Below are 21964 nucleotides of genomic sequence, written 5' to 3'. Positions count from 1 at the left end.
TATTTCGTGTCACAATGCCACCTCCGGATAAGTACTGCTGAGACGGTTCAGATAGCGCTGATAATGCGTTTCATAGGCCTGATGGCGAGCGGGATCCGGCACGGCGCGGGTGCTTTCATCCGGCGTGACAAAGCGCTGACACAGCGACTGCAGTAACGCATCCGGCTGCTGTGCAGGGTTATCCAGCAGCGCGCTGGCCCACATCGCCTGAATTGCTGCGCCCAGCGCGGCGGTTTCAGGGATGCGCAGCGAGACCACCGGACAATTCATGACGTCGGCAACAATTTGCCGCCAGCCGCTGCTGCGTGAGCCGCCGCCAGTGAGGCGGATCTCCTGCGCGCTGATGCCCTGCTGCCGGAACAGGTCGAGTCCGTAACGTAATCCGTAGGTCGCACTCTCCACGGCGGCGCGGCAGAGGTTCGCGCGGGTAAAATTCACGGCATTCAGGTTATGCAGACTCGCCTGCGCATGGGGCAGAGGCGGCGTGCGCTCGCCATTAAAAAACGGCAGCATCTCAATGCCCTCCGCTCCCGGCTCTGCCTGATTCAGCAGCTGATTAAAGCCGGCAATATCCTCTGCCAGCAGCGTCTGGATCAGCGTGGTTGCAGAGGTAACATTCATGGTGCAAATCAGCGGCAGCCAGCGGTTAGTGCTGGAGCAGAAGCTGGCAATCAGCCCGTGCTCGTCGATTACAGGCGTGTCACTGCAGGCGAACAGCGTGCCGGATGTGCCGAGGCTTAGCGTTACCGTGCCCGGCGCAATATTGCCGGACCCGATGGCGGCCATCATATTATCGCCGCCGCCTGTCGCCACCCGCACCGCATGGCGTAATCCCAGACGCTGCGCGGCTTCCGGCTGCAGGGTGCCGATACAGTCGTGCGCAGCAGCCAGCGGCGGCAGCGCCTGCCACAGCCGGCCATCCGGATCGATAAGATCCACCGTGTGCCGATCCCAGCGGCGGCGGCGGATATCCAGCAGGCCGGTGCCGGAGGCGTCGCCATACTCCATCACCCGTTCGCCGGTCAGCCAGAAATTAAGGTAATCGTGCGGCAGTAACACGGTGTGTAAACGCGCCCACAGCGCCGGATGCTGCTGCTTCAGCCAGAGAATTTTCGACGCGGTGTAGCCGGTCGCCGGAACAAGCCCTGGCTGCGCCAGCGCACCGCTGATCCCTCCCAGCTGCTGCAGCAGCCAGCTGTTCTGCGCATCGGTGGCGGTGTCGCACCACAGCTTTACCGGATGCAGCACTGCTCCGGCTTCATCCAGCGCTACAAAGCCGTGCTGCTGACCAGAGACACTCAGCGCAGTAATCTGCTGTGTATCGATACCGGCGTCTGATGCTGCCTGATGGAATGCCGTGACCAGCGCGTCAATCCACTCGCTGGCATGCTGTTCACGTGTGCCATCTGCGTCGCTCTGCAGCCGGTGCGGCGCGCTGCCTTCGCCGACAATCGCCCCCTGCTCGCTATTCACAATGACCACACGCGTTCCCTGCGTGCCGCAATCAATGCCTGCATAGAGCGCCATGCGTCACTCCATCTCCAGCATGATTTTGATATCTGCCGCATGACCCGCGGCGGCGCGATCAAACGCTTCAACGCTGTCGGCGAATTTATAGGTGTGGCTGATAAGCGGCTCTACCCGCAGCTTGCCGCTGCTCAACAGGCGCAGCGTGCGGGGATACATATTGGCGTAGCGAAAAATGGTTTTGAAGGTCAGCTCTTTGGCCTGGGCCGCAACAATGTCCATCGGTGCGGCGTCCACCGGCATACCCACCAGAATCACCGTCGCACCCGGCGCCGCGTGTTCTGCCAGCGTGGCAATAGCAGGTTTAGCCCCGCTGCATTCAAACACCACATCCGCACCGTTACCGCTGGTGAGTTCAGAGACTTTGCCGGCCAGATCGCCGGTTTTGATATTGATGGCGTGCAGCCCTTCATACTCCGCCGCCACGGCCAGCTTTTCATCAAACATGTCGCAGATGATCACATCAGAACAGCCACCTGCCAGCGCTGCCAGCGCAGTCACCACGCCGATGGGCCCGGCACCCAGCACCAGGCCAATATCGCCGGGTTTGATCCCGGCTTTGGTCGCGGCCTGCATTGCCACCGCCAGCGGCTCAACCATGGCTCCTTCGCGGAAGCTGACATTTTCCGGCAGTTTAAATGTGAACGCCGCGGGATGAATGACCGTTTCACGCAGGCACCCGTGCACCGGCGGCGTCGCCCAGAAGCGTACGGCGGGATCGAGATTGTAGAGACCCGCACGCGACTGATCGGAATTCAAATCCGGGATCCCGGGCTCCATACAGACGCGATCGCCTGCTTTCAGGTGCGTGACGTTTTTTCCGGTCTCCAGCACAATGCCGGCAGCTTCATGGCCCAGCACCATGGGTGCCTCCACCACAAACGGACCAATCCGGCCATGTTTGTAGTAGTGAACATCGCTGCCGCAAATGCCTACTGAGTGAATTTTGATTTTGACATCGTCATCGCCCAGCACCTCATCAAATTCCCGATCTTCAATCGCAATGTGGCCTGCCTGACTCAGAACTAACGCTTTCATTAATGCCCCCGGATTCATTTTAATGGTATCGATATCATTTCAATGCGGCGATAGTGACGTAAAAAAAACGCTAAAACTGTGATGCAGACTCAATAATCCCGATCTGAAACCATGCTCTCGTCACTGACCCGACGAATTGCGGATCGGGATCACAGAAGATCATAAGCGGAACACGCTTTAATGGTATCGATATCATTACAGGAGAAACCGCATGACCGATTATCCGCAGGCGATTGAGCGCACCCTGACATTTCTGCAGCAGGCGAATATTGTTCTTACCCCTGCAGAGCAGGAGAAAATTGAAATTGCCACTTTCGGCCTGGACGACTACCCCGCTTCAGGTTTGCAGCTGTTAACCTATATCAATGAACCGCGCTATTGCGCTAAAGAACTGGTGCTGTTTCCCCGCCAGACCTGCCCTGAGCATCGGCATCCGCCGTTTAACGGTACGCCAGGCAAGCAGGAGACCTTTCGCTGTCGCTGGGGCGAAGTCTATCTGTTTGTCGATGATGAGCAGCTCACGCCAAACGATGCGGCGGGCTCTCCGCGCTGTCAGGTGCCTGCCGGCAGCGAAACCGCCTATACCTGCAGCCGCTATATTCTGTTGCGTCCGGGCGAACAGTACACGATTAAACCCGATACGCGGCACTGGTTTCAGGCGGGTGACCAGGGGGCCGTTGTCTCGGAGTTTTCATCAGAAAGCCGCGACGACCTGGATATTTTCACGGACCCGCGCGTCAGACGACTCGCATAACGCAGCGAGATCGCTTAACGCTAAACGATCTGCCATGATTGACTCATGATACAAAATGACAGGGTTGATTAAGGAGCCAGACTTGGCAGCAGGACGGGGACGCAAGGCAACGCTGGCAAGCGTTGCTGCCCAGGCAAACGTGAGCAAAATTACCGCCTCACGCGCCTTTTCACAGCCGGAAAAAGTGCATCCGGAGACGCTGCAGCGCATTCATGCTACCGCAGAGCAGTTAGGCTATGTGATGAATACGGCGGCGCGCAGCCTGCGGGCAAAGAGCAGCAAAACTATTGGCATCGTTAATCCCGATATGGCTAACCCCTTCTTTGGCGGCCTGACGCGTCTAATGACGCTGGAGGCAAATAAGCTGGGCTACGATACGCTGGTGTTTGACTCCTGTGAGTCGCAGGAAAATGAGAACCGTATCATCGACAGGCTAATCGGGTACAACGTTGATGCCATTATATTGTCGGTGATTTCCAACGATCTTCACTATCATCCGGCCTATATGACGCGGCTGGAGACGCTGAATATACCGGTGGTGCTGGTCGATCGTGAACTGCAGGTTTCTCACTGCAGCGGTGTCTATATTGATAACCTCGACTGTGGCCTGCAGACCGGTCGCTGGCTGGCGGAACAGGGGGCACAGCGTATTGTGGTGGTCTCCGGTCCCGAAAAGTCGAACGTTGCACGTGAGCGGGTGCTCGGTCTGCAGGCCGCGCTGCAGGGCAAAGCTGCCTCGCTGGAAGTGCTCTATGCTGACTTTTTTATGGATGCAGCCTGGCAGGAGACCCGCCGCTGGCTGAACCATCACCCTGCCCCTGACTACTTTGTGGGCTGTAACAATCAGATCTCACTCGGCATTATTAAAGCCTGCATCGATCATTCACTCAGTCTGCAGCAGCAGGTAAAACTCTTCAGCATTGACGAGGTTACGCAGGCGGATATTTATGGCTTTCACTTTCCCTGCATCGCACACGATCTGCAGAGCATCGCCTGGCAGGCGCTGAATCTGGCTATCCGGCGCATCAATGAGAGTGACAGTAAGCCGGGCAAAGTTATCGTGCGGGGTGAAGTGATCCCCTGATAACGCGTTTTTTACCGGCTATAGCCCTGCCGCCACGCTGACGGGGCCACGCCATGCAGCTGACGGAACCGGTTACTGAAATGGCTGGCAGAATGAAAGCCGCAGCGCAGCGCAATCTCAGTCAGCGGCAGCGTGCTGTGCATCAGTAGCTCTTTCGCCACTGCCATACGGCGCTGCATAACATACTGGTGCGGCGCGCTGCCGGTGCTGCTGCGAAACATACGGGCAAAATGGTATTCACTGAGCGCAGCTTCTGCGGCGAGCCGCGCCAGCGTCAGCGGCTGATCAAGCTGCGCATCAATCAGGGCAATAATACGCCGCAGCACGGCGGGTGCCAGCCCACCGCGCACAGCGGGCAGCTGCCACTCCACATCACTATAGCGCTGCAGCAGGTGCGTCAGCAGCAGCGTCGATGCGCTGCTCAGCATCAGCTGATTGGCGGGCTGCTGCCAGCTGACGCTGAGTAAAAAATGGCGGTAAAGCTGGGTAATACGATCGTCATCAGCAAAAATCTTTTCCTGCAGATTCAGGCTGGCCGGCGAGCGATCCCAGATCTGTTCACCAAGCTGACGTAAATGTGTATCGGTGCAGTAGAGATGCACAAATGAAAGATCGGCCCGTAAATCCCAGGTTGACTCCATACCGGACGGCATCAGGCAGAAACGATCCGGCGCGCCGCCGTTGCGCCACCCGTGTGGCGTTTTATGCCAGGTATCATAACCCTCTTCGGTATACAGGCTCAGGGTATGATGATCGCTGTGGTTGGTGACGCGGTCACCGCTATTAAACCAGGCTGCCAGCCGGATACCGCCCGAGAGCGGTACGCTGTCGCGCAGCTGAGCCTTGCGGTTTTTTAGCATGGTAAAAGTCTGGTAATCGGACATGGCGCACATCACATCTGCAGCGGTTAAACAGCAGTTTACGCGTCCGCACGACGGAAAACAGCGCTGCAGCCGGTCTGTGAGTGAAAAAGCGCAAGTTTTTGCAAGTGCTGCGCAATACGGTGCAAGCGTCCGTACGCGCAAGTGAGGATACTGCACTCCCCTCCCTGCCGGAGTAATAACAATGAATATAGTGCTGTATCTGAGCGTGGTGCTGATCTGGGGCACCACCTGGCTGGCGATCTTTCTGCAGCAGGACGCGGCCACTACGCCGGTTTATGTCGCGGTATTCTGGCGATTTCTCTTTGCTTCGCTGCTGATGCTGGTGCTGCTGACGCTTTGCCGCCGTCTGCGATCGCTGGATACGCGCGATCATCTGTTTTGTCTGCTGCAGGGAGGCTGCGTGTTTGGCTTTAACTTTGTCTGTTTCTATCATGCGGCGGCGTGGATTAGCACCGGTCTGGAGTCGGTGATTTTTTCCATGGCGGTGATCTTCAACGCGCTTAACGGCTGGCTCTTTTTTGGTCAGCGCCCGCCGCTGCGCCTGCTGCCTGCCGCGCTGCTCGGTATGAGCGGTATCGTCGCGCTCTTCTGGACTGATATCCGTGCGGCGCACCCTTCACCGCAGCTGTTATGGGGCGCGGGCCTGAGTGCCCTGGGCACCTTCGGCTTTTCCCTGGGTAATATGATTTCGGCCCGGCATCAGCGCCGCCAGCGCGATATTCTGACCACCAACAGCTATGCCATGCTTTACGGCGCGCTGATCATGGCAGCAATGGCGTGGCTTAACGGGGATGCGCTGCAGCTGCCGTCTAATCTGCAGTGGCTGGGCGCGATGAGTTATCTGGCGCTGTTTGGTTCTGTGATTGGATTTGGTGCTTACTTCACGCTGGTGGGGCGCATCGGCGCCAGTCAGGCAGCATACAGTACGCTGCTGTTTCCGCTGGTCGCGCTGACGCTCTCGACAATATATGAAGGCTATCAGTGGCACGCTAATGCCGTGTCAGGACTGGCACTGATTTTACTGGGCAACCTTGTCATGTTTGTACGCTGGCCAGTCAGCCGTGCGCTGCGCACAGCCTGACAGCAGAAGCGGGCCTGCAGCCCGCTCCCTATCCTCTAGCGCCAGCCACCTGCGCCGGACTGAAGCTGCTGTGGCTGATTAAGGGCTTTTCTGGCGATCCAGTACAGCATTACCCGCTCATCATCGCTGTCACGATCGGCCATAGCCAGCAGCTTTAACGACAGCGTGGCTTTGTTGACAGGCTGATGTTCATCGCTTAATTCGATCACCGCCTGACCGATAAGACAGCAGACCTCATCTCCACTCGATACGGATTCATATGCCCGGTCTTTCATATTTCCTCCCGTTGGTTGAAATGTAAGCCTGGCAAACCTCCCGGACTCTGCAGGAAAATCGCCGCGCTCAACACACCTGCTTACATATGTTCATCAGGCGAAACAGCGTGACGTGAATTGTCATGCCGCTGCTATTCATACCGGAAAAATGGCATTTCATTCTCTGTTCCCGGCGGCTGAGGCGGGATCCGGCCACTGCCTCGCGCGTGCGCGCTAAGCTGCCAGCAGACTTCATATTCCCGGACGGGAGATTAACAATGACCACAGCTTCAACGGCGCACTACCGGCGTACCCGCACACTGACTCTGATCGGCACTGTCATTACCCAGCTTGCGCTGGGCTCCGTGTATACCTGGAGTCTCTTTAACGGCGCGCTGGCGCATAAACTGCACGAATCTGTCAGTCAGGTCGCGTTCTCATTTGGATTGCTGAGTCTGGGGCTGGCTATCGCCTCCTCGCTGGCAGGCAAACTGCAGGAGCGTTTTGGCGTGCGTAATGTGACTATCGGAGCCGGTATTCTGATGGCAGCCGGATTCTGGCTGACCGCTCAGGCCGATAACCTGATGATGCTTTATCTGAGCGCCGGTATTCTGGTAGGCCTGGCGGATGGCGCAGGCTACCTGATGACGCTGTCAAACTGCGTAAAGTGGTTTCCTGAACGCAAAGGTCTTATCTCTGCCTGTTCGATCGGTGCTTATGGCCTGGGCAGTCTGGGTTTCAAATTTGTCTGCGGCACCCTGCTGGATGCGGTCGGCCTGGAACACACCTTTATGATCTGGGGCGTGCTGGCAATGAGCATGATGTTCTGCGGTGCGCTGCTCATGCGCGATGCGCCGGTGCGCACTGCCAGCAGTAATCCGCACCATGCCGGCCGCGATTTTACGCTGGCGCAGGCGATACGCCTGCCGCAATACTGGATGCTGGCGCTGATGTTTCTTACTGCCTGTATGAGCGGCCTGTATGTAATTGGCGTAGCGAAAGATATCGGTGAAGGGATGGTGCATCTCACGCCGCAGATAGCAGCGAGCGCCGTAACGGTTATCGCGATTGCCAACCTTAGCGGCCGGTTAACGCTGGGCGTATTGTCAGACAAAATGGCCCGTATCCGGGTGATCTCACTGGCACAATGCATTGCGCTCGCAGGCATGAGTATTTTGCTGTTTACCCGTATGAATGAAACCACCTTTTTTGTCTCGCTGGCCTGCGTAGCCTTCAGCTTTGGCGGCACAATCACCGTTTTCCCGGCGCTGATCAGTGACTTCTTTGGTCTGAATAATCTGACAAAAAATTACGGGCTAATCTACCTGGGTTTTGGTATTGGCAGCGTGCTCGGTTCGCTGGTCGCCTCACTGTTCGGCGGCTTTACCGTTACCTTTAGTTTAATCATGACGCTGCTGGTTATCTCGCTGCTGCTTTCACTGAGTGTTCGTCAGCCGCGACGTCAGACAATTAACAGACCGGCTCTGCATAATTGATTAATGTGCGGGCGTGGTCAGCAGACCGCGCCCGCATTTTTTATTAAGTCATTAGCGTTACCAGGTTATTGCCTTTCAGAATTGTCGCGCTATTATAAAGCGCTATTCAGCTTATTCCGATTCAAATAGATATATTTGCCTCGCTGTTCTTTTATTTTGACACATCTGGCAATATTTATATAAATAAATCTACATTTGCTGCATCTTCACTCCACTATTCTGGCGTAATCTGACCTCATTGGAAAAGAGGAGGTCTTTCCATGAAGAAGCTTATTTCATTAACGTCGATGGCAGTCATGATCAGTTTGCTCAGCGGATGTATTATTGAGCACGACCGTGGCCGCAGCGCTGGCTGGGGTCATGACCGCGGCTGGCACCATGGCCACTACGGGCATCGTCACGGATAATTGGGCAAAGCTCACACAGCACTAATAAAAAAAGAAATAGAAGGAACCAGGGCGGGAATATATCCCGCCCTTTTTTTAGCTTTTAATCGCGTAATTACACTGATACCAGGCTTTCTTTAATCCTGGCAGATGACTGTCCTGAGCAGGCAGTGAATCCACTTTATCAAAACCCCGTTCACTGCAGTAATTTGCCAGGTCAACATTCATGGCATCCCGATTAAGGCTATGCGGATCGTAACGATATTGAACAGTGTTCGACGTGTTATCTTCATCTACACGTTCAAATCCGCCAGGCTGATTAACGCTGCAGCCAGCCAGCATAATAAGCGCTAACGCGCCGGTAACGATATTTTTCATTCAGGTGTCCTCTTCAGGCGTCGCAGTGTAAACAACGATGCCCCTGCGCGACTATAGGAAAACGCGCGAAATAGTCTTGATACCAGTGATTTTACCAATTGAATCAATAAAACCAAACGGCTTTTCTTATCATATGACAACTGCGATAGTGCAGTCAGACCACACGATGTCTGCTCCACACCAGGTAATATCAATAATAAAAAAGTAACAAAGTGACCTTTGTGCCCGCGCTGAGCGGGCTTTTTTTCATCGGTTATCCGTTACTGTGCACCATATTACGTAAAAGACCGGCGGCGCGCTTAGCTGGCAATGCGAGAATAGCGCTGTAGAGATCGATAGACATTGCACATAACGCACTGCGATCAACGGCGGTATCAGCTGGCTGATTGAGCTGCTGAAGTTTATTGCCCCATTTACCGTATAGCTGGTCAACTACCTGACGCAGATCGCGCCGGGCCAGCGGCCGGTCAATCTGCTGCTCCGCCCCCTGACTGCTCAGCAGCAGGGCTTCAAGCGCGTCGCTGTCGCGCTGATAGAGTGCCGGATCCAGCACCTCCTGCAGATTAATCCCGCCGGTGACCTGCGGATAGAGAAACTGAAAACAGCGTTGCGGATTCTGCTGCTGCAGCGCACGCATCTCTTCCACCGAAACCTGAACATACGCAATGACCGCCTCATCACTGGCGCGGGCCATGCGTTTATTGACGATGTCAGCCAGCCAGCCCCGCAGGTCGCCCAGCGCCCGTTCGGCAGAGGTACCCTGCTGCAGCTTGTGCAGCAATTCACGATTCAGTAATTGCCATAGCTCCGGCTCCTGAACCTTCAGCAGACGGTAGCCCGGTGCCTCGCTAAGCTGCCGCGCAACTGCCTCCGCCTGCACCTTCTCTGCCTGGCGCGGATGCAGCCAGCTAAACCAGATCGCATTAGCCGCCACCAGCGGCAGCATAAACAGCAGCACACCCTGCCAGGCACGCAGCGCCGTGGTGCGTACCAGCATCACGATCACCAGCGCCAGCAATGCAAACGCCGCCAGCACTAACATAAAAAGCAAAGTCATAGCGCAGCGTTAATCCTTACGCACATCCAGCAAAACCGGACAGGTTGCGCGTTCGATCACTGCCGCGCTGACCGAGCCTTTCAGCAGCCGGTTAAGCGGCGAGAGGTGCCGGCGTCCCATGATAATCATACTGGCGCGCAGTGCCGCAGCCTGCGCCACAATGGTTTCAGCAGCTTCACCGGCCAGAATAATGCCTCTGGCATCGACGCCTGCCCGCAGCAGGGGGGCCAGCGCATGACGCACCACCATCTCGGCGGTATTCTGCTCATCTTGTGCCGCGACAAAATCATCCGGATCTTCACCGGCGTCAATTTCAATGGGCTGATTGCAGACCGAATAGGCGGGATCGATACAGCACAGCACCGTAACCGGTGCGCTGAGCGCCAGCGCCTGTTCGATTGTCAGCGCGATGACCTTTTCTGCGACCGGCGAGTTATCGATAGCCATTAACAACATTTTCATGTGCCGTTACCTCTCCACAGCGGTTATTTTGCCAATTTCGCGCAGCAGCGCCTCTTTACAGGTGATGATCTCTTTGCGATAGCGCGCTTCATGTTGCGAAAAGCGCGCGCCGGGCACCAGCAGGGAGATAGAGAAGCGTCCAAACAGGGTGTCGATGGCGACCGCCAGAGTGGTGATCCCTTCAAGCGTTTCACCGCGATCGATCGCCAGACCGCTGCTGCGTACGTCGGCAATCAGCGCCATCAGCTGCGGCAGCGTTTTTACCGTTTTATCTGTCAGCTCCTGCCAGGCATTGCCCACCAGCAGCTGCACATCTTCATCGCTCTCCAGCGCCAGCAGCGCCCGGCCGCCGGACGTACTGTAGAGCGGCAGATTAAGCCCCATACGCGGTACGACCCGCAGCTCACGCGGCGCCACGACATAGTGTACGATCGCCAGCTGCGTCCCGCTGGCGCGCGCCAGTGAAACGGTTTCGTTAACCGTTGCTGAGAGCTGTTCCAGCAGCGGACGCGCCAGCTCCACCACGTCCGTATGGACGCTGGAGATCAGTTTCAGCAAAGCCGGACCCAGTCTCAGTCCCCTTGCCCCGCTGCTGCGCACCAGCTGAGCGCTGTCGAGCGCTGCCACAATACGCTGTACCGTAGAGCGCGGCAGGTTCACCACCTGTGCTATTTCGCCCAGACTCATACCGCCGGGGTGTTCGCCCAGCGCATGTAAAATTTTTGCCGCACGCGCAATGACCTGAATGCCACCCGCTTTTTCATCCTCACGGCCTGAGGCAGATCCCACCATGATGCGTTCCTTCTGAGCCTGCTTTACTGTAGCGCGAATGATCGCACTTTTGTACCCGGGTATCACATTGCAATACATCATACCGGCATGTAAGATGCGCGTCCTGTATCACATCGTAATACACTGCATCATAAATTCATGAGAGTTCTGTTATGACCGCTTCGCCCGCTGCTCCGCCAGCTCCGCACCCGTTTACACTGCGCCTGGCTCTCGGGCTGGTGGGCGTGCTGATCGCGGCACTGACGTCAGGACTCAACGATCGGGTCACGGATATTGCCCTGGCAGATATCCGCGCTGCGATCGGTATCAGTCACGATCGCGGCAGCTGGATTGTCTCCGGCTATCAGGCAGCTGAAGTCGCCGCGATGATGATTGCCCCCTGGTTTGCCGTTACCTTTTCTCTGCGCCGTTTTGCGCTGGCGGTTGCTGCCGGTTTTATGCTGTGCGGCCTCGTGCTGCCGCTGACCCAGGATACGGCACTGTTTATTACACTGCGCGTGCTGCAGGGGATATTTGGCGGTGCGCTGCCGCCGCTGCTGATGACGGTAGCGCTGCGCTTTCTGCCGCCGCCGATCAAACTCTATGGCCTGGGCGCCTATGCGCTTACCGCTACCTTTGGCCCCAATATGGCGGCTTCGCTGGCCGCGTTCTGGACCGATGAGGTGGGCTGGGCGTTTGTATTCTGGCAGGTGATCCCGGCAATGCTGCTGGCGATGGCGCTGATTGCGTGGGGGCTGCCACAGGATCCGCTGCGCCTGGAGCGCTTTCGTCAGATCGATCTGTTTGGCATGCTCACCGGCTGCACCGGCATGGCGCTGCTGATTCTGGCTCTGACGCAGGGAGAGCGGCTGGACTGGCTCAGCTCGCCGCTGTTTACCGCGCTGCTGCTGAGCGCGCTGGCGCTGCTGACGGTATTTCTGATCAACGAGTGGTTTCATCCGCTGCCGCTGTTCAGGCTGCAGATGCTGCGTCGTCCCAACCTGGCACACGGCCTGCTGGCGCTGATGGCGGTGCTGATTCTGGCGCTCTCCGGTTCTGCGCTTCCTTCAGTCTATTTTGGTCAGGTTGAGGGATTCCGTACGCTGCAGTTTGCCCCGCTGGCGCTGACGGTGGGCCTGCCGCAGCTGCTGATTGCCCCGCTGGTCGCTGCCATTCTGAATATTCGCCGGGTCGATTGCCGCTGGGTACTGTGCTGCGGCGTGCTGCTGCTGGTCACTGCCTGCCTGCTGGGCACGCAGGTCACCACTGACTGGGCGCGGCAGAACTTCTGGCTGATGCAGATCCTGCAGGCGTTCGGGCAGCCGATGGTGATCCTGCCGGTACTGATGAGCGCCACCAGCGTGGTGGCCCCGCCGGAAGGGCCTTTTGCTTCAGCCATGTTTAACACCGTGCGCGGGTTTTCCAGCATCGCGGCCAGCACCCTGGTGGAGTGGTTTATCAGCCATCGCGAACAGTTTCACTCCCATGTGCTGGTGGATCAGGCCGCCAGCCGCAGCTGGCTGATGACCGCGACCAGCAGCGCGCAGGCAGACAGCAGCACGCCTCTGCTGCCGGATGGCAGCGCCAGCAGCGTGCAGAACCTGAGCGGATTTGCCGCTCTGCTGAAACATCAGGCGCTGGTACTCAGCCTAAGCGATGCCTGGCTGATGCTGACCGGCTTTGGCGCCCTGCTGGTGCTGCTCACGCTCTGCCTGGCGCATCGCGTCTGGCCGCCACAAACATTGATTCAACCTGTTACGTCACGTCGGGAAAACTGATATGCAACTCTCTGCTGTAAAAAGAACGGCGCTGCTAAGCGCCCTGTTAGTGCTGCTGCTCGCGCTCGCCTTCTTTGTCTGGCGTGCAATGACCGCCAACGATCATCGCACCGACGATGCCTGGGTCAATGCGGATTACACCCTGGTCGCCCCTAAAGTTTCAGGCTATATCGCCCGGGTCAGCGTGCAGGATAATCAGCACGTCCGGGCAGGCGATCTGCTGGCAACGCTTGACGATCGCGATTTTCGCGTGGCGCTGGAAACCGCGCGCGCCTCGCTGCAGGTGAGCGAAGCTAAACGGCTGAGCACCCAGGCGCAGCTGGCGCAGCAGCAGGCGACCATCAATCAGGCAAAAGCGACGCTGGCAGCCAGTGAGGCAGCGGCCCGCTACGCCGGTCAGAACGCTGCACGTTATAATCAGCTCTATAAGAGCGGCACTATTGCGGCTGACGATCAGCAAAAAGCAGACGCTAATCAGCGTTCCGCTTCGGCCACAGTACGACAGAGTGAAGCAGCGCTGGACGCGGCGCGTAAGCAGGTTAGTGTCCTGCAGGCAGCCGTGCGTCAGGCAGAGGCGGATGTCGCAGCCGCGCAGGCGAATGTCGACCAGGCGCAGCTTAATCTCTCTTATACCCGTATTGTTGCCCCGGTTGAGGGCATGGTAGGGCAGCGTACGGTACGTCCGGGCGCCTATGTCAGCGCCGGCAGCCGTCTGCTGGCAGTGGTGCCGCTGCAGCAGCTCTACATTACGGCTAACTATCTGGAAACCCAGCTGACCGACGTGCGGCCGGGGCAAAAGGTCAGCGTTACTGTTGATGCACTACCGGGTAAAACCTTTACCGGGCAGATTGACAGCATTGCGCCGGCAACAGGGGCAACTTTCTCTGCCATCTCACCTGATAATGCAACCGGCAACTATACTAAAGTGGTTCAGCGTCTGCCGGTGAAGATCATGCTTGATGCAGGTCAGCCCGATCTGGCACAGCTGCGCGTCGGCATGTCGGCGATCCCGCATATTGAGACCCATTAAATTGTGAGCAATATCTCAGAACCGGCCTATTTATTTCTGGATCGATTCCGCGTAAATTAGCGCCCGATCCTGTTCCGGTCTGGCCGGGACCACCTGAGTAGAAAGCGTGTAGCGGTGATGAACTCCACCTTTCTCTTATTCTGTTCGGGTTACGCTGGTCTGGGATCGCCATCACGGTAACCGCACAGAGGAGTTATGTTGTGAAATACGCTTTGATGGGCATTTCTTTTTTCGTGTTGCTTTGGGTCGGCACCTTTGTGCTGATGCTCTGAGTACCGGACGGGGCGACCATACCAGTCGCCCCGACTCACGCTTAACGCGTCTCTTCTGCTTCTTTCATCGCTCCCGGTAAGATACCGTCGGCACGGAACATCGCTTTAATCCCCCGCACCGCCTGACGAATGCGATCGCTGTTTTCAATCAGCGCAAAGCGCACATGTGTATCACCATATTCACCAAAACCGATGCCTGGCGACACGCAAACCTTCGCCTCCTGCAGCAGCAGTTTGGCAAACTCCAGCGAGCCAAGATGCGCATAGCGTTCCGGAATTTTTGCCCAGACGTACATGGAAGCCTTAGGCAAATCCACCATCCAGCCCGCTTCATGCAGCCCTTTTACCAGCACATCACGCCGGCGCTTATACTGCTCAGCGATATCGCGCACGCACTGCTGATCGCCCTCCAGCGCGGCAATGGCTGCCACCTGCAGCGGCGTAAATGTCCCGTAGTCGTGATAGCTTTTGATGCGCGCCAGGGCAGCTACCAGCTCTTTGTTCCCTGTCATGAAACCGATACGCCAGCCCGCCATGTTGTAGCTCTTGGAGAGCGTAAAAAACTCTACGGCCACGTCGCGCGCGCCCGGCACCTGCATGATTGAGGGCGCTTTCCAGCCGTCGTAGGTGATGTCAGCGTAGGCGAGATCGTGGATCACCAGCACGTTATACTGTTTTGCCAGCGCAATCACCCGTTCAAAGAAGTCGAGTTCGACGCACTGAGCGGTGGGATTGGAAGGAAAGCCGAGGATCATCATTTTCGGCTTCGGATAGCTTTCGCGAATCGCACGCTCCAGCTCAGTAAAGAAATCCACGCCCGCCACCAGCGGCACGGAGCGAACCTGCGCCCCGGCGATCACCGCACCATAAATATGGATAGGATAGCTGGGGTTCGGCACCAGCACGGTGTCGCCGTGATCGAGCGTGGCGAGCATCAGGTGCGCCAGCCCCTCTTTGGAGCCGATAGTCACAATCGCTTCTGACTCCGGATCGATATCTACTTCATAGCGCTCAGCGTACCAGCGCGAAATCGCCCGGCGCAGGCGCGGGATACCTTTTGAGGTGGAATAGCCATGCGTATCTTCCCGCTGCGCCACCTGACAGAGTTTTTCCACAATATGCGGTGGCGTAGCGCCATCCGGATTCCCCATTGAAAAGTCGATAATATCTTCGCCGCGCCGGCGTGCAGCCATCTTCAGTTCAGCGGTAATATTGAATACGTAAGGGGGAAGGCGTTCTATACGCGAGAAACGACGGGGTATGCTGTTATCAGCCATGGTGTCCTCAGGATTACGTGAGCGCCCGGACCGTCCGAGCGACGCAGATCACTCGCTGTGACCTTATCCCGAACATAGCGCGCAGAGCCCTGCACTGTCGAGAGCAGCAGAATATTTTTTTATTTTTCGGGATTCAGGCAACCAAATACCCAATCGTTTACCCACTGTCCGTTTAACAGATAATTATCCCGCAACGTCCCCTCCAGCATAAAATTATTCTTTTCCAGAATGCGTCTGGATGGCCAGTTACCCTCAATCACCAGCGCTTTCAGCTTATGAAATTCTGCGCTGAACAGAAAACGGACCAGCGCTGCCAGCGCTTCGCTGCCGTAGCCCTGCCCGGTGTGGCTATGGCGCAACATATAGCCAACTTCTGCCTGTCGATAAGGGTGCCATTCGGCGCTGCAGCCAAACAGGCCTATCGGTTCCTGATTTTTTTGCAGGCGCGCCACCAGGCACAGCATATGAAAGCTGGCAGGCTGCCAGGGCGCCAGCCGCTCAGTGAAACGCTGACGAATATCGTTTTCGTCAGGAATTTCGCCTACCCAGGTCATGGTGTCACTGTCTTCATGTACCGCTTTGAAAATCTGCCAGTCTTCCGGCTGCAACCGGCTCAGGGTTAATCGCGGGGTCAGAAGTTGCATGGCGGCGCTCCGCTGCGGGGAATAGTGCAACATAGCAAACTGCCGCAGAGACAGCCAGGGCGCCATTAATGGCGTCCCTGCAGAAATCCGCAGGGGCCGCATTGATGCGGCCCGTTAAACCAGGGCGCCATTAATGGCGCCCCTACACAAATCCCGTAGGGGCCGCATTTATGCGGCCCATTAAATCAGGGCGCCATTAATGGCGCCCCTACGCACCTCCGTTGGGGCCACGGCGTTCGTAGGGGCCGCATTTATGCAGCCCGTTAAATCCACGGCGTTATAAATCCCGCAGGGGCCGCATTTATGCGGCCCGTTAACCCAGGGCTCCATTAATGGCGCCCCTACACAAATCCCGTAGGGGCCGCATTCATGCGGCCCGTTAAAACCAGGGCGCCATTAATGGCGCCCCTACAGAAATCCGCAGGGGCCGCATTTATGCGGCCCGTTAAACCCCCAGCGCCATGCTGGCACATTGCGCGCGCATTTTTTATCATGACACCATGAATGTTCTGTCCCGGAAACGCCTGTGCCCTTCCATTTTGACATGCTGCTGGCGGTGTTTGATCGCGCAGCGCTGATGCTGATTTGCCTGTTTTTCCTTACCCGCACCCGCGTGCTGCGCCAGCTGCTGCAGAAAGATGAGCACACGCTGAACGAGAAAGCGATCGTCACCCTGATTTTCTCGCTGTTTGCGCTATTCAGCACCTGGTCCGGCGTGGCGGTAGATGGCTCGCTGCTGAACGTCCGGGTGATTGCGGTGATGGCGGGCGGTATTCTGTTTGGTCCCTGGGTAGGCGTGACCACCGGCGTCATTGCCGGGGTGCACCGTTTCCTGATCGACATCGATGGCGTCACGTCAGTCCCCTGCCTGATCACCAGTATTATTGCCGGTATCGCTTCAGGCGTAATTAATCGCCGGGTCAGCAAGGAGCAGCGCTGGGGCGCTGGCATCGTGGGCGGCATGCTGTGCGAGGGGCTGACCATGCTGCTGATCCTGTTCTGGGCAAAGCCTGCAGCGCTCGGCCTGACGATTGTCTCTGAAATCGCCTTGCCGATGATTCTGGGCGCCTCCAGTATCGGACTGATTGTGCTGCTGGTGCAGAGCGTAGAAGGTGAAAAAGAGGCGATTGCCGCCCGGCAGGCCAAACTGGCGCTGGAGATAGCGAATAAAACGCTGCCGCTGTTTCGTCAGGTAAACAGCGATGCACTGCGCGAAGTGTGCGATATTATCCGGCGCGACATCCACGCTGACGCGGTGGCAATTACCAATACGCAGCAAATCCAGGCGTATGTCGGCTATGGCGAACAGAACTATCACAATGGCGACGATGGCATCAGCCCTACCACCGCGCAGGCGATTGCCAGCGGAAAAATCATTATTAAAAACAATGATGAAGCGCACCGCACGCGCGATATTCACTCTATGCTGGTGATCCCGCTCTGGGAACAGGGCCAGGTGACCGGCACGCTGAAAATTTACTATCGCCGGGCGCACCGCATTACTGGCTCGCTGAAAGAGATGGCCATCGGGCTGTCGCAGATTATCTCGACCCAGCTGGAGGTGTCGCGCGCTGAACAGCTGCGCGAGATGGCGAATAAAGCTGAACTGCGCGCGCTGCAGAGCAAAATTAACCCTCATTTTCTGTTTAACGCTCTGAACGCGATCTCGGCATCAATCCGGATGAATCCCGATACCGCCCGTCAGCTGGTTATCAACCTGTCGCGTTACCTGCGCTACAACCTGGAACTCAATGAGGATCAACTGATCGATATCAAGAAAGAGCTCTGGCAGGTAAAAGATTATATTGCCATCGAGCAGGCGCGTTTCGGCGATAAATTGTCGATGATCTACGATATCGACGACGATCTGCACTTCAGTCTGCCCAGCCTGCTGATTCAGCCTCTGGTGGAGAATGCCATCGTGCACGGTATTCAGCCGTGCCGCGGCAAAGGTGTGGTAACACTCAGCGTGAAAGATCTTGGCGACCGGGTGCGTATCGCAGTACGCGATACCGGCCCGGGGATCAGCGACGAGGTGGTCAGTCGCGTTGCGCGCAATGAGATGCCGGGCAATAAAATTGGCCTGCTGAATGTCCACCACCGTGTCAGATTACTGACCGGCCAGGGGCTAATGATTGTGCGTCACCAGCCGGGGACAGAAATCGCCTTTAGCCTGCCGAAAACCAGCCAGCCTCTGCCTGCCGCCCTCAGCGTTCAACCGGAAATGACAGTATGAAAGCCATAATTGTGGAAGATGAGTTTCTGGCGCGCCAGGAGCTTAGCTGGATGATTCAGCAGCACAGTCAGATCACCGTAGAAGCAAGCTTTGATGACGGGCTGGATGTACTGAAATATCTGCAGACGCATCGGGTTGACGTGATTTTTCTCGATATTAATATTCCGTCGCTGGACGGCATGCTGCTGGCGCAGAATATTCATCAGTTTACCCACAAGCCCCTGATTGTTTTTATCACCGCCTGGAAAGATCATGCGGTGGAGGCATTCGAACTCGACGCCTTTGATTACATCCTTAAGCCCTATCATGAGGCGCGCATTATCACCATGCTGAACAAGCTGGAGGCCGCCACGCAGCCGCCGCCGCTGCAGAGCAGCCTGGCAGTCACGCCACAGACGGTAAATCTGCAGAAAGATGAGCGCATTATCGTTACCGATATCAACGATATTTACTATGTGGAAGCGCATGAGAAGCTGACGTTTGTTTATACGCGGCGGGAAGCTTACGTCATGTCGGTGGCCATCAGTGAATTCTGCAGCCGGCTACCGGAGACGCTGTTTTTTCGCTGTCATCGCTCTTACTGCGTGAATCTGAGTAAAATTCGCGAGATAGAGCCGTGGTTTAATAATACCTATCTGGTGAAGCTGCGCGATCTGGAGGCGCAGGTTCCGGTAAGCCGCAGTAAAGCCAGACCGTTCCGGCAGCTGATGCGGCTGTAAGGCGGACGACCCGCGCCGTCCGCCGGTACCTCAGAGCACGCGACCCAGCGCCTGACGCAGATGCGCACCGGCACCCAGCAGGCCGGGCTGATCGTGTGTGATCATATACACCGGAATATCGACCAGATAGTCGCGGAAGCGCCCTTTGTCTTCAAATGCCGCGCGGAAGCCGGAGGCTTTGAAAAACTCCAGGAAACGCGGCACGATGCCGCCCGCAATATAGACGCCACCAAAAGTGCCGAGATTCAGCGCCAGGTTCCCGCCAAAGCGTCCCATAATCACGCAGAACAGCGTCAGCGCGCGGCGGCAGTCGATACAGGTATCCTGCAATGCACGCTCGGTCACATCTTTTGGCTTGAGGTTTTGCGGCTCACGCGCGTCTGATTTCACAATCGCGCGGTAAAGATTAACCAGTCCGGCACCTGACAGCACGCGCTCGGCCGAAACGTGGCCCATTTCTGCCCGCAGCACTTCAAGGATCTGATCTTCCTCTTCGCTGTTTGGTGCGAAATCGACGTGTCCGCCCTCGCCCGGCAGACTGACCCAGCGCTGATTCACATGTACCAGATGGCTGACGCCCAGTCCGGTGCCCGCGCCGTAAATGGCAATCGGCTTATCTTTAACCGGCGCTTTTCCGCCAAACTGGATCACTTCATTGTCTGTCAGCATCGGGATCGCCATGGAGACGGCGGTGAAGTCGTTGATAATTTCCAGCGTGCTGAAGCCCAGATTCTGTTTCATCTGACGCGTTGAGAATGCCCAGTCGTGGTTGGTCATCTCGACCCAGTCTTCGGTGATCGGACAGGCGATAGCAATACAGCCATCCGTCACTGCCTGCTGCTGCTCCGCCAGATAAAAACGGATAACGGCTTCAAGATTGTCGTAGTCTGATGTGGAGAATGTTTTGGCGTGTGAGATGGCGCCGGTCTCAACCTCACACAGCGCGAGACGAGCGTTGGTGCCGCCCACATCGCCGACCAGGGCGTATTTTGTCATTCTTCTGCTGCTCCGCTTGGGTCATAAATAGTGGCAAACACTATAGAAGCCTGCCAATAAAACAACAACGCCCGCCGGTGAGGCGGACGCGGTTAATCCAGTGTGATGCACAGCCTGGCGATTGTCAGGCCATCTGTATAGAGGCAACTTTCTTAAACTGCACCACTATTACGCTGGTGCAGGGCTGCGGTGACTTTACGCAGCAGCGGCGGCAGATCCTGTTTCTCCATTACCACTTCAATCAGCGACAAACGCGCGGTTTCGCTGACTACCGCCATCGCGGCCTCCAGCTGCGCGGTTTCACTGACCCGCCAGCTCTGCGCCGCCCCTTCCAGGCTCATTGCCTGCGGCAGTGCGGTCCAGTTCCAGCGCGCAATGTCATTATAACGCTGTTCCGGGCCGTGAATGGCTCGCTCTACGGTATAGCCATCGTTATTGATAAGGAAAATAACCGGGCGCTGGCCGTCCCGCTGCATGGAGCCCAGCTCCTGAATAGTCAGCTGCGCTGAGCCATCGCCAATGATCAGGATCACCCGGCGGTCGGGCCGTGCTGTCTGTGCACCAAACGCCGCAGGCAGCGTATAGCCAATCGAGCCCCACAGCGGCTGTACCAGCAGCTGCGCCCCTTCCGGCAGCTGCAGGGCCGCAGCGCCAAATGCCGCCGTGCCCTGATCGGCGAGGATAATATCACCCGGCAGCAGGAAGTGCTGTATTGCCTGCCAGAATGCCTGCTGAGTGATTATCCCTGCAGCGATCTGCTGGTTTTCCTCGCACTTCATGCTCTCTCCGGTTGCCCAGCGCTGGCAGTGACGCTGATAAACCGGCTGCAGCGCGGCCAGCGCCTCTTTCATCGTGAGCACAAAGCGTTCACCCGCCACGCTGGTATAAAACGGCTGAATATCGATAAGGCGCTCAGAAGGCAGCTGCTGGGTGAAGCCAGCGGTCAGGGTATCGGTGAAGCGCACGCCTGCGCACAGCGTGACATCCGTCGCCTCAATTGCCTGCCGAATGGCCACGCTGCTGCCCGCCGCCGCGTACGTGCCGACAAAACCGGCCTGCTGCTCATTCAGGACCCCTTTGCCCATCAGCAGCGTCGCTGCCGGGATCGCGCGCAGCTCGCGCAATCCGGCCAGCTGCGCGGCTACGCCCCAGCGAGCGGCGAGAAAGTCAGCCAGCAGCGCCACGCGCTGTGCCGGTGCCAGCAGACGCTCAGCCGCCGCCGCAAACGCGGCGGCGGCATCTGCGTTTTCACTGTGCGGCTCAGCGCGTGCTAATGGCGGATCTATCGCAGCCGCGGCGACGTCCACTGCCAGCAGCAGATAACCAGGCCGGTGTTCATGCAGCGCAACGCTCACCACGCGGTCAATCTCCGCTGCAGCGTTTTCTGCCGTCAGCACCGCTGTTGCCGCATTCACCTCCTGTGCCATACGCAGGAAAGGATGAAAGTCGCCGTCACCCAGCGAATGGTGTACGCACTCCCCCTGCTGCTGCACCGTCAGCGCCGGCGCACCGACAATCTGGATCACCGGCACATACTCGGCGTAGCTGCCGGCAATACCGTTGATGGCACTCAGTTCGCCTACGCCAAAGGTGGTCAGCAGCGCCGCCGCTCCCTGACAGCGACCATAGCCGTCAGCGGCATAGGCGGCATTAAGCTCATTGGCACAGCCTACCCAGGTAATAGCCGGATGGGCGATCACGCTGTCGAGAAACTGCAGATTATAATCGCCCGGCACCCCAAACAGGTGACGGATGCCAGCCTGTTCCAGCCGCTGTAACAGATAGTCGCTTACGGTGAACGTCTTCATCTGATGCTCCTTCCAGGGGGAATGTTCTGGAG

The 21964-nt window shown here is 57.3% G+C and carries 22 protein-coding genes; 10 read left to right on the top strand and 12 right to left on the bottom strand.

Annotated elements, in window-relative coordinates:
* Positions 1-9: 9 nt before the first annotated feature.
* Together xylB and BBA90_RS08675 are read right to left on the bottom strand one after the other, a co-directional pair.
* Complete coding sequence (xylB, locus tag BBA90_RS08680) at positions 10-1527, bottom strand: xylulokinase (RefSeq protein ID WP_065648780.1); 1518 nt, start codon at positions 1525-1527, stop codon at positions 10-12.
* A gap of 3 nt (positions 1528-1530) precedes the next feature.
* Positions 1531-2565 carry an NAD(P)-dependent alcohol dehydrogenase gene (locus tag BBA90_RS08675; protein WP_065648779.1) on the bottom strand — a complete coding sequence of 345 codons (1035 nt, stop codon included), beginning with the start codon at positions 2563-2565 and terminating at the stop codon, positions 1531-1533.
* A gap of 211 nt (positions 2566-2776) precedes the next feature.
* Between BBA90_RS08675 and BBA90_RS08670 the strand changes: the two genes are divergently transcribed.
* On the top strand, positions 2777-3319 hold the full coding sequence (locus tag BBA90_RS08670; protein ID WP_065648778.1) for a D-lyxose/D-mannose family sugar isomerase: 543 nt from the start codon (positions 2777-2779) through the stop codon (positions 3317-3319).
* Positions 3320-3401: 82 nt separating this feature from the next.
* On the top strand, positions 3402-4403 hold the full coding sequence (locus BBA90_RS08665) for a LacI family DNA-binding transcriptional regulator (protein ID WP_065648777.1): 1002 nt from the start codon (positions 3402-3404) through the stop codon (positions 4401-4403).
* Between the two features lie 11 nt (positions 4404-4414).
* Here BBA90_RS08665 and BBA90_RS08660 read toward each other — a convergent pair whose 3' ends face one another.
* Positions 4415-5287 (bottom strand): helix-turn-helix domain-containing protein, encoded by an 873-nt coding sequence (locus tag BBA90_RS08660; protein ID WP_065648776.1) that lies wholly within the window; start codon positions 5285-5287, stop codon positions 4415-4417.
* Positions 5288-5468: 181 nt separating this feature from the next.
* On the opposite strand from BBA90_RS08660, the gene BBA90_RS08655 reads away from it, so the two are divergent.
* On the top strand, positions 5469-6368 hold the full coding sequence (locus BBA90_RS08655; RefSeq protein ID WP_065648775.1) for a DMT family transporter: 900 nt from the start codon (positions 5469-5471) through the stop codon (positions 6366-6368).
* 35 nt (positions 6369-6403) lie between these two features.
* On the opposite strand, the gene BBA90_RS08650 is transcribed toward BBA90_RS08655, so the two are convergent.
* Positions 6404-6643 (bottom strand): hypothetical protein, encoded by a 240-nt coding sequence (locus BBA90_RS08650; RefSeq protein WP_065648774.1) that lies wholly within the window; start codon positions 6641-6643, stop codon positions 6404-6406.
* A gap of 257 nt (positions 6644-6900) precedes the next feature.
* Here BBA90_RS08650 and BBA90_RS08645 point away from each other — a divergent pair, with 257 nt between their 5' ends.
* Together BBA90_RS08645 and BBA90_RS19300 are read left to right on the top strand one after the other, a co-directional pair.
* Entirely contained in the window at positions 6901-8118 is a 1218-nt protein-coding gene (locus tag BBA90_RS08645) for an L-lactate MFS transporter (protein ID WP_065648773.1), read from the top strand.
* Positions 8119-8378: 260 nt separating this feature from the next.
* A complete protein-coding gene (locus BBA90_RS19300) occupies positions 8379-8525 on the top strand; it encodes a hypothetical protein (RefSeq protein ID WP_167350666.1) in 147 nt (48 codons plus the stop codon).
* A 75-nt stretch (positions 8526-8600) separates the two neighbouring features.
* Here the strand turns inward: BBA90_RS19300 and BBA90_RS08640 are convergent, their stop codons facing one another.
* The 4 genes from BBA90_RS08640 to BBA90_RS08625 form a co-directional block, all read right to left on the bottom strand.
* Positions 8601-8882: a hypothetical protein gene (locus BBA90_RS08640; RefSeq protein ID WP_039379385.1), complete on the bottom strand. Its 282-nt coding sequence runs from the start codon at positions 8880-8882 to the stop codon at positions 8601-8603.
* Between the two features lie 253 nt (positions 8883-9135).
* Entirely contained in the window at positions 9136-9939 is an 804-nt protein-coding gene (locus BBA90_RS08635) for a hypothetical protein (RefSeq protein WP_065648772.1), read from the bottom strand.
* Between the two features lie 9 nt (positions 9940-9948).
* Positions 9949-10401 carry a universal stress protein gene (locus tag BBA90_RS08630; protein ID WP_065648771.1) on the bottom strand — a complete coding sequence of 151 codons (453 nt, stop codon included), beginning with the start codon at positions 10399-10401 and terminating at the stop codon, positions 9949-9951.
* Between the two features lie 6 nt (positions 10402-10407).
* Positions 10408-11193, bottom strand: a complete 786-nt coding sequence (locus BBA90_RS08625) for an IclR family transcriptional regulator (RefSeq protein ID WP_065648770.1) — start codon at positions 11191-11193, stop codon at positions 10408-10410.
* Positions 11194-11345: 152 nt separating this feature from the next.
* Between BBA90_RS08625 and BBA90_RS08620 the strand changes: the two genes are divergently transcribed.
* The 3 genes from BBA90_RS08620 (at position 11346) to ypdK (ending at position 14252) form a co-directional block, all read left to right on the top strand.
* On the top strand, positions 11346-12950 hold the full coding sequence (locus BBA90_RS08620) for an MFS transporter (protein ID WP_065648769.1): 1605 nt from the start codon (positions 11346-11348) through the stop codon (positions 12948-12950).
* Between the two features lies 1 nt (position 12951).
* The gene (locus BBA90_RS08615) at positions 12952-13980 is read left to right on the top strand and encodes an HlyD family secretion protein (protein ID WP_065648768.1); all 1029 of its coding nucleotides are present in this window, start codon (positions 12952-12954) and stop codon (positions 13978-13980) included.
* Between the two features lie 200 nt (positions 13981-14180).
* Entirely contained in the window at positions 14181-14252 is a 72-nt protein-coding gene (gene ypdK / locus BBA90_RS19090; RefSeq protein WP_006120362.1) for a membrane protein YpdK, read from the top strand.
* Between the two features lie 41 nt (positions 14253-14293).
* Here the strand turns inward: ypdK and alaC are convergent, their stop codons facing one another.
* Complete coding sequence (alaC, locus tag BBA90_RS08610) at positions 14294-15529, bottom strand: alanine transaminase (RefSeq protein WP_065648767.1); 1236 nt, start codon at positions 15527-15529, stop codon at positions 14294-14296.
* A gap of 119 nt (positions 15530-15648) precedes the next feature.
* Positions 15649-16173, bottom strand: a complete 525-nt coding sequence (locus BBA90_RS08605; protein ID WP_065650433.1) for a GNAT family N-acetyltransferase — start codon at positions 16171-16173, stop codon at positions 15649-15651.
* A 544-nt stretch (positions 16174-16717) separates the two neighbouring features.
* Between BBA90_RS08605 and BBA90_RS08600 the strand changes: the two genes are divergently transcribed.
* On the top strand, positions 16718-18409 hold the full coding sequence (locus BBA90_RS08600; protein ID WP_065648766.1) for a sensor histidine kinase: 1692 nt from the start codon (positions 16718-16720) through the stop codon (positions 18407-18409).
* Positions 18406-19128: a LytR/AlgR family response regulator transcription factor gene (locus BBA90_RS08595; RefSeq protein ID WP_065648765.1), complete on the top strand. Its 723-nt coding sequence runs from the start codon at positions 18406-18408 to the stop codon at positions 19126-19128. The genes BBA90_RS08600 and BBA90_RS08595 overlap by 4 nt, the downstream gene beginning before the upstream one ends.
* A 30-nt stretch (positions 19129-19158) precedes the next feature.
* On the opposite strand, the gene glk is transcribed toward BBA90_RS08595, so the two are convergent.
* Positions 19159-20124, bottom strand: coding sequence for a glucokinase (glk, locus tag BBA90_RS08590; protein WP_065648764.1), 966 nt, complete (start codon positions 20122-20124; stop codon positions 19159-19161).
* Positions 20125-20276: 152 nt separating this feature from the next.
* The gene (locus tag BBA90_RS08585; protein ID WP_065648763.1) at positions 20277-21932 is read right to left on the bottom strand and encodes an alpha-keto acid decarboxylase family protein; all 1656 of its coding nucleotides are present in this window, start codon (positions 21930-21932) and stop codon (positions 20277-20279) included.
* Positions 21933-21964 lie beyond the last annotated feature (32 nt).

The organism is Pantoea eucrina (genome assembly GCF_001691555.1).
Lineage (GTDB): Bacteria > Pseudomonadota > Gammaproteobacteria > Enterobacterales > Enterobacteriaceae > Pantoea > Pantoea borealis.
This window is presented reverse-complemented; position numbering and strand designations above follow the sequence as displayed.

Coding starts and splice junctions, on each gene's coding strand:
- xylB (WP_065648780.1), bottom strand. CDS start 1,527: ATGGCGCTCTATGCAGGCATTGATTGCGGCACGCAGGGAACGCGTGTG.
- BBA90_RS08675 (WP_065648779.1), bottom strand. CDS start 2,565: ATGAAAGCGTTAGTTCTGAGTCAGGCAGGCCACATTGCGATTGAAGAT.
- BBA90_RS08670 (WP_065648778.1), top strand. CDS start 2,777: ATGACCGATTATCCGCAGGCGATTGAGCGCACCCTGACATTTCTGCAG.
- BBA90_RS08660 (WP_065648776.1), bottom strand. CDS start 5,287: ATGTCCGATTACCAGACTTTTACCATGCTAAAAAACCGCAAGGCTCAG.
- BBA90_RS08655 (WP_065648775.1), top strand. CDS start 5,469: ATGAATATAGTGCTGTATCTGAGCGTGGTGCTGATCTGGGGCACCACC.
- BBA90_RS08650 (WP_065648774.1), bottom strand. CDS start 6,643: ATGAAAGACCGGGCATATGAATCCGTATCGAGTGGAGATGAGGTCTGC.
- BBA90_RS08645 (WP_065648773.1), top strand. CDS start 6,901: ATGACCACAGCTTCAACGGCGCACTACCGGCGTACCCGCACACTGACT.
- BBA90_RS19300 (WP_167350666.1), top strand. CDS start 8,379: ATGAAGAAGCTTATTTCATTAACGTCGATGGCAGTCATGATCAGTTTG.
- BBA90_RS08640 (WP_039379385.1), bottom strand. CDS start 8,882: ATGAAAAATATCGTTACCGGCGCGTTAGCGCTTATTATGCTGGCTGGC.
- BBA90_RS08635 (WP_065648772.1), bottom strand. CDS start 9,939: ATGACTTTGCTTTTTATGTTAGTGCTGGCGGCGTTTGCATTGCTGGCG.
- BBA90_RS08630 (WP_065648771.1), bottom strand. CDS start 10,401: ATGAAAATGTTGTTAATGGCTATCGATAACTCGCCGGTCGCAGAAAAG.
- BBA90_RS08625 (WP_065648770.1), bottom strand. CDS start 11,193: ATGGTGGGATCTGCCTCAGGCCGTGAGGATGAAAAAGCGGGTGGCATT.
- BBA90_RS08620 (WP_065648769.1), top strand. CDS start 11,346: ATGACCGCTTCGCCCGCTGCTCCGCCAGCTCCGCACCCGTTTACACTG.
- BBA90_RS08615 (WP_065648768.1), top strand. CDS start 12,952: ATGCAACTCTCTGCTGTAAAAAGAACGGCGCTGCTAAGCGCCCTGTTA.
- alaC (WP_065648767.1), bottom strand. CDS start 15,529: ATGGCTGATAACAGCATACCCCGTCGTTTCTCGCGTATAGAACGCCTT.
- BBA90_RS08605 (WP_065650433.1), bottom strand. CDS start 16,173: ATGCAACTTCTGACCCCGCGATTAACCCTGAGCCGGTTGCAGCCGGAA.
- BBA90_RS08600 (WP_065648766.1), top strand. CDS start 16,718: ATGCTGCTGGCGGTGTTTGATCGCGCAGCGCTGATGCTGATTTGCCTG.
- BBA90_RS08595 (WP_065648765.1), top strand. CDS start 18,406: ATGAAAGCCATAATTGTGGAAGATGAGTTTCTGGCGCGCCAGGAGCTT.
- glk (WP_065648764.1), bottom strand. CDS start 20,124: ATGACAAAATACGCCCTGGTCGGCGATGTGGGCGGCACCAACGCTCGT.
- BBA90_RS08585 (WP_065648763.1), bottom strand. CDS start 21,932: ATGAAGACGTTCACCGTAAGCGACTATCTGTTACAGCGGCTGGAACAG.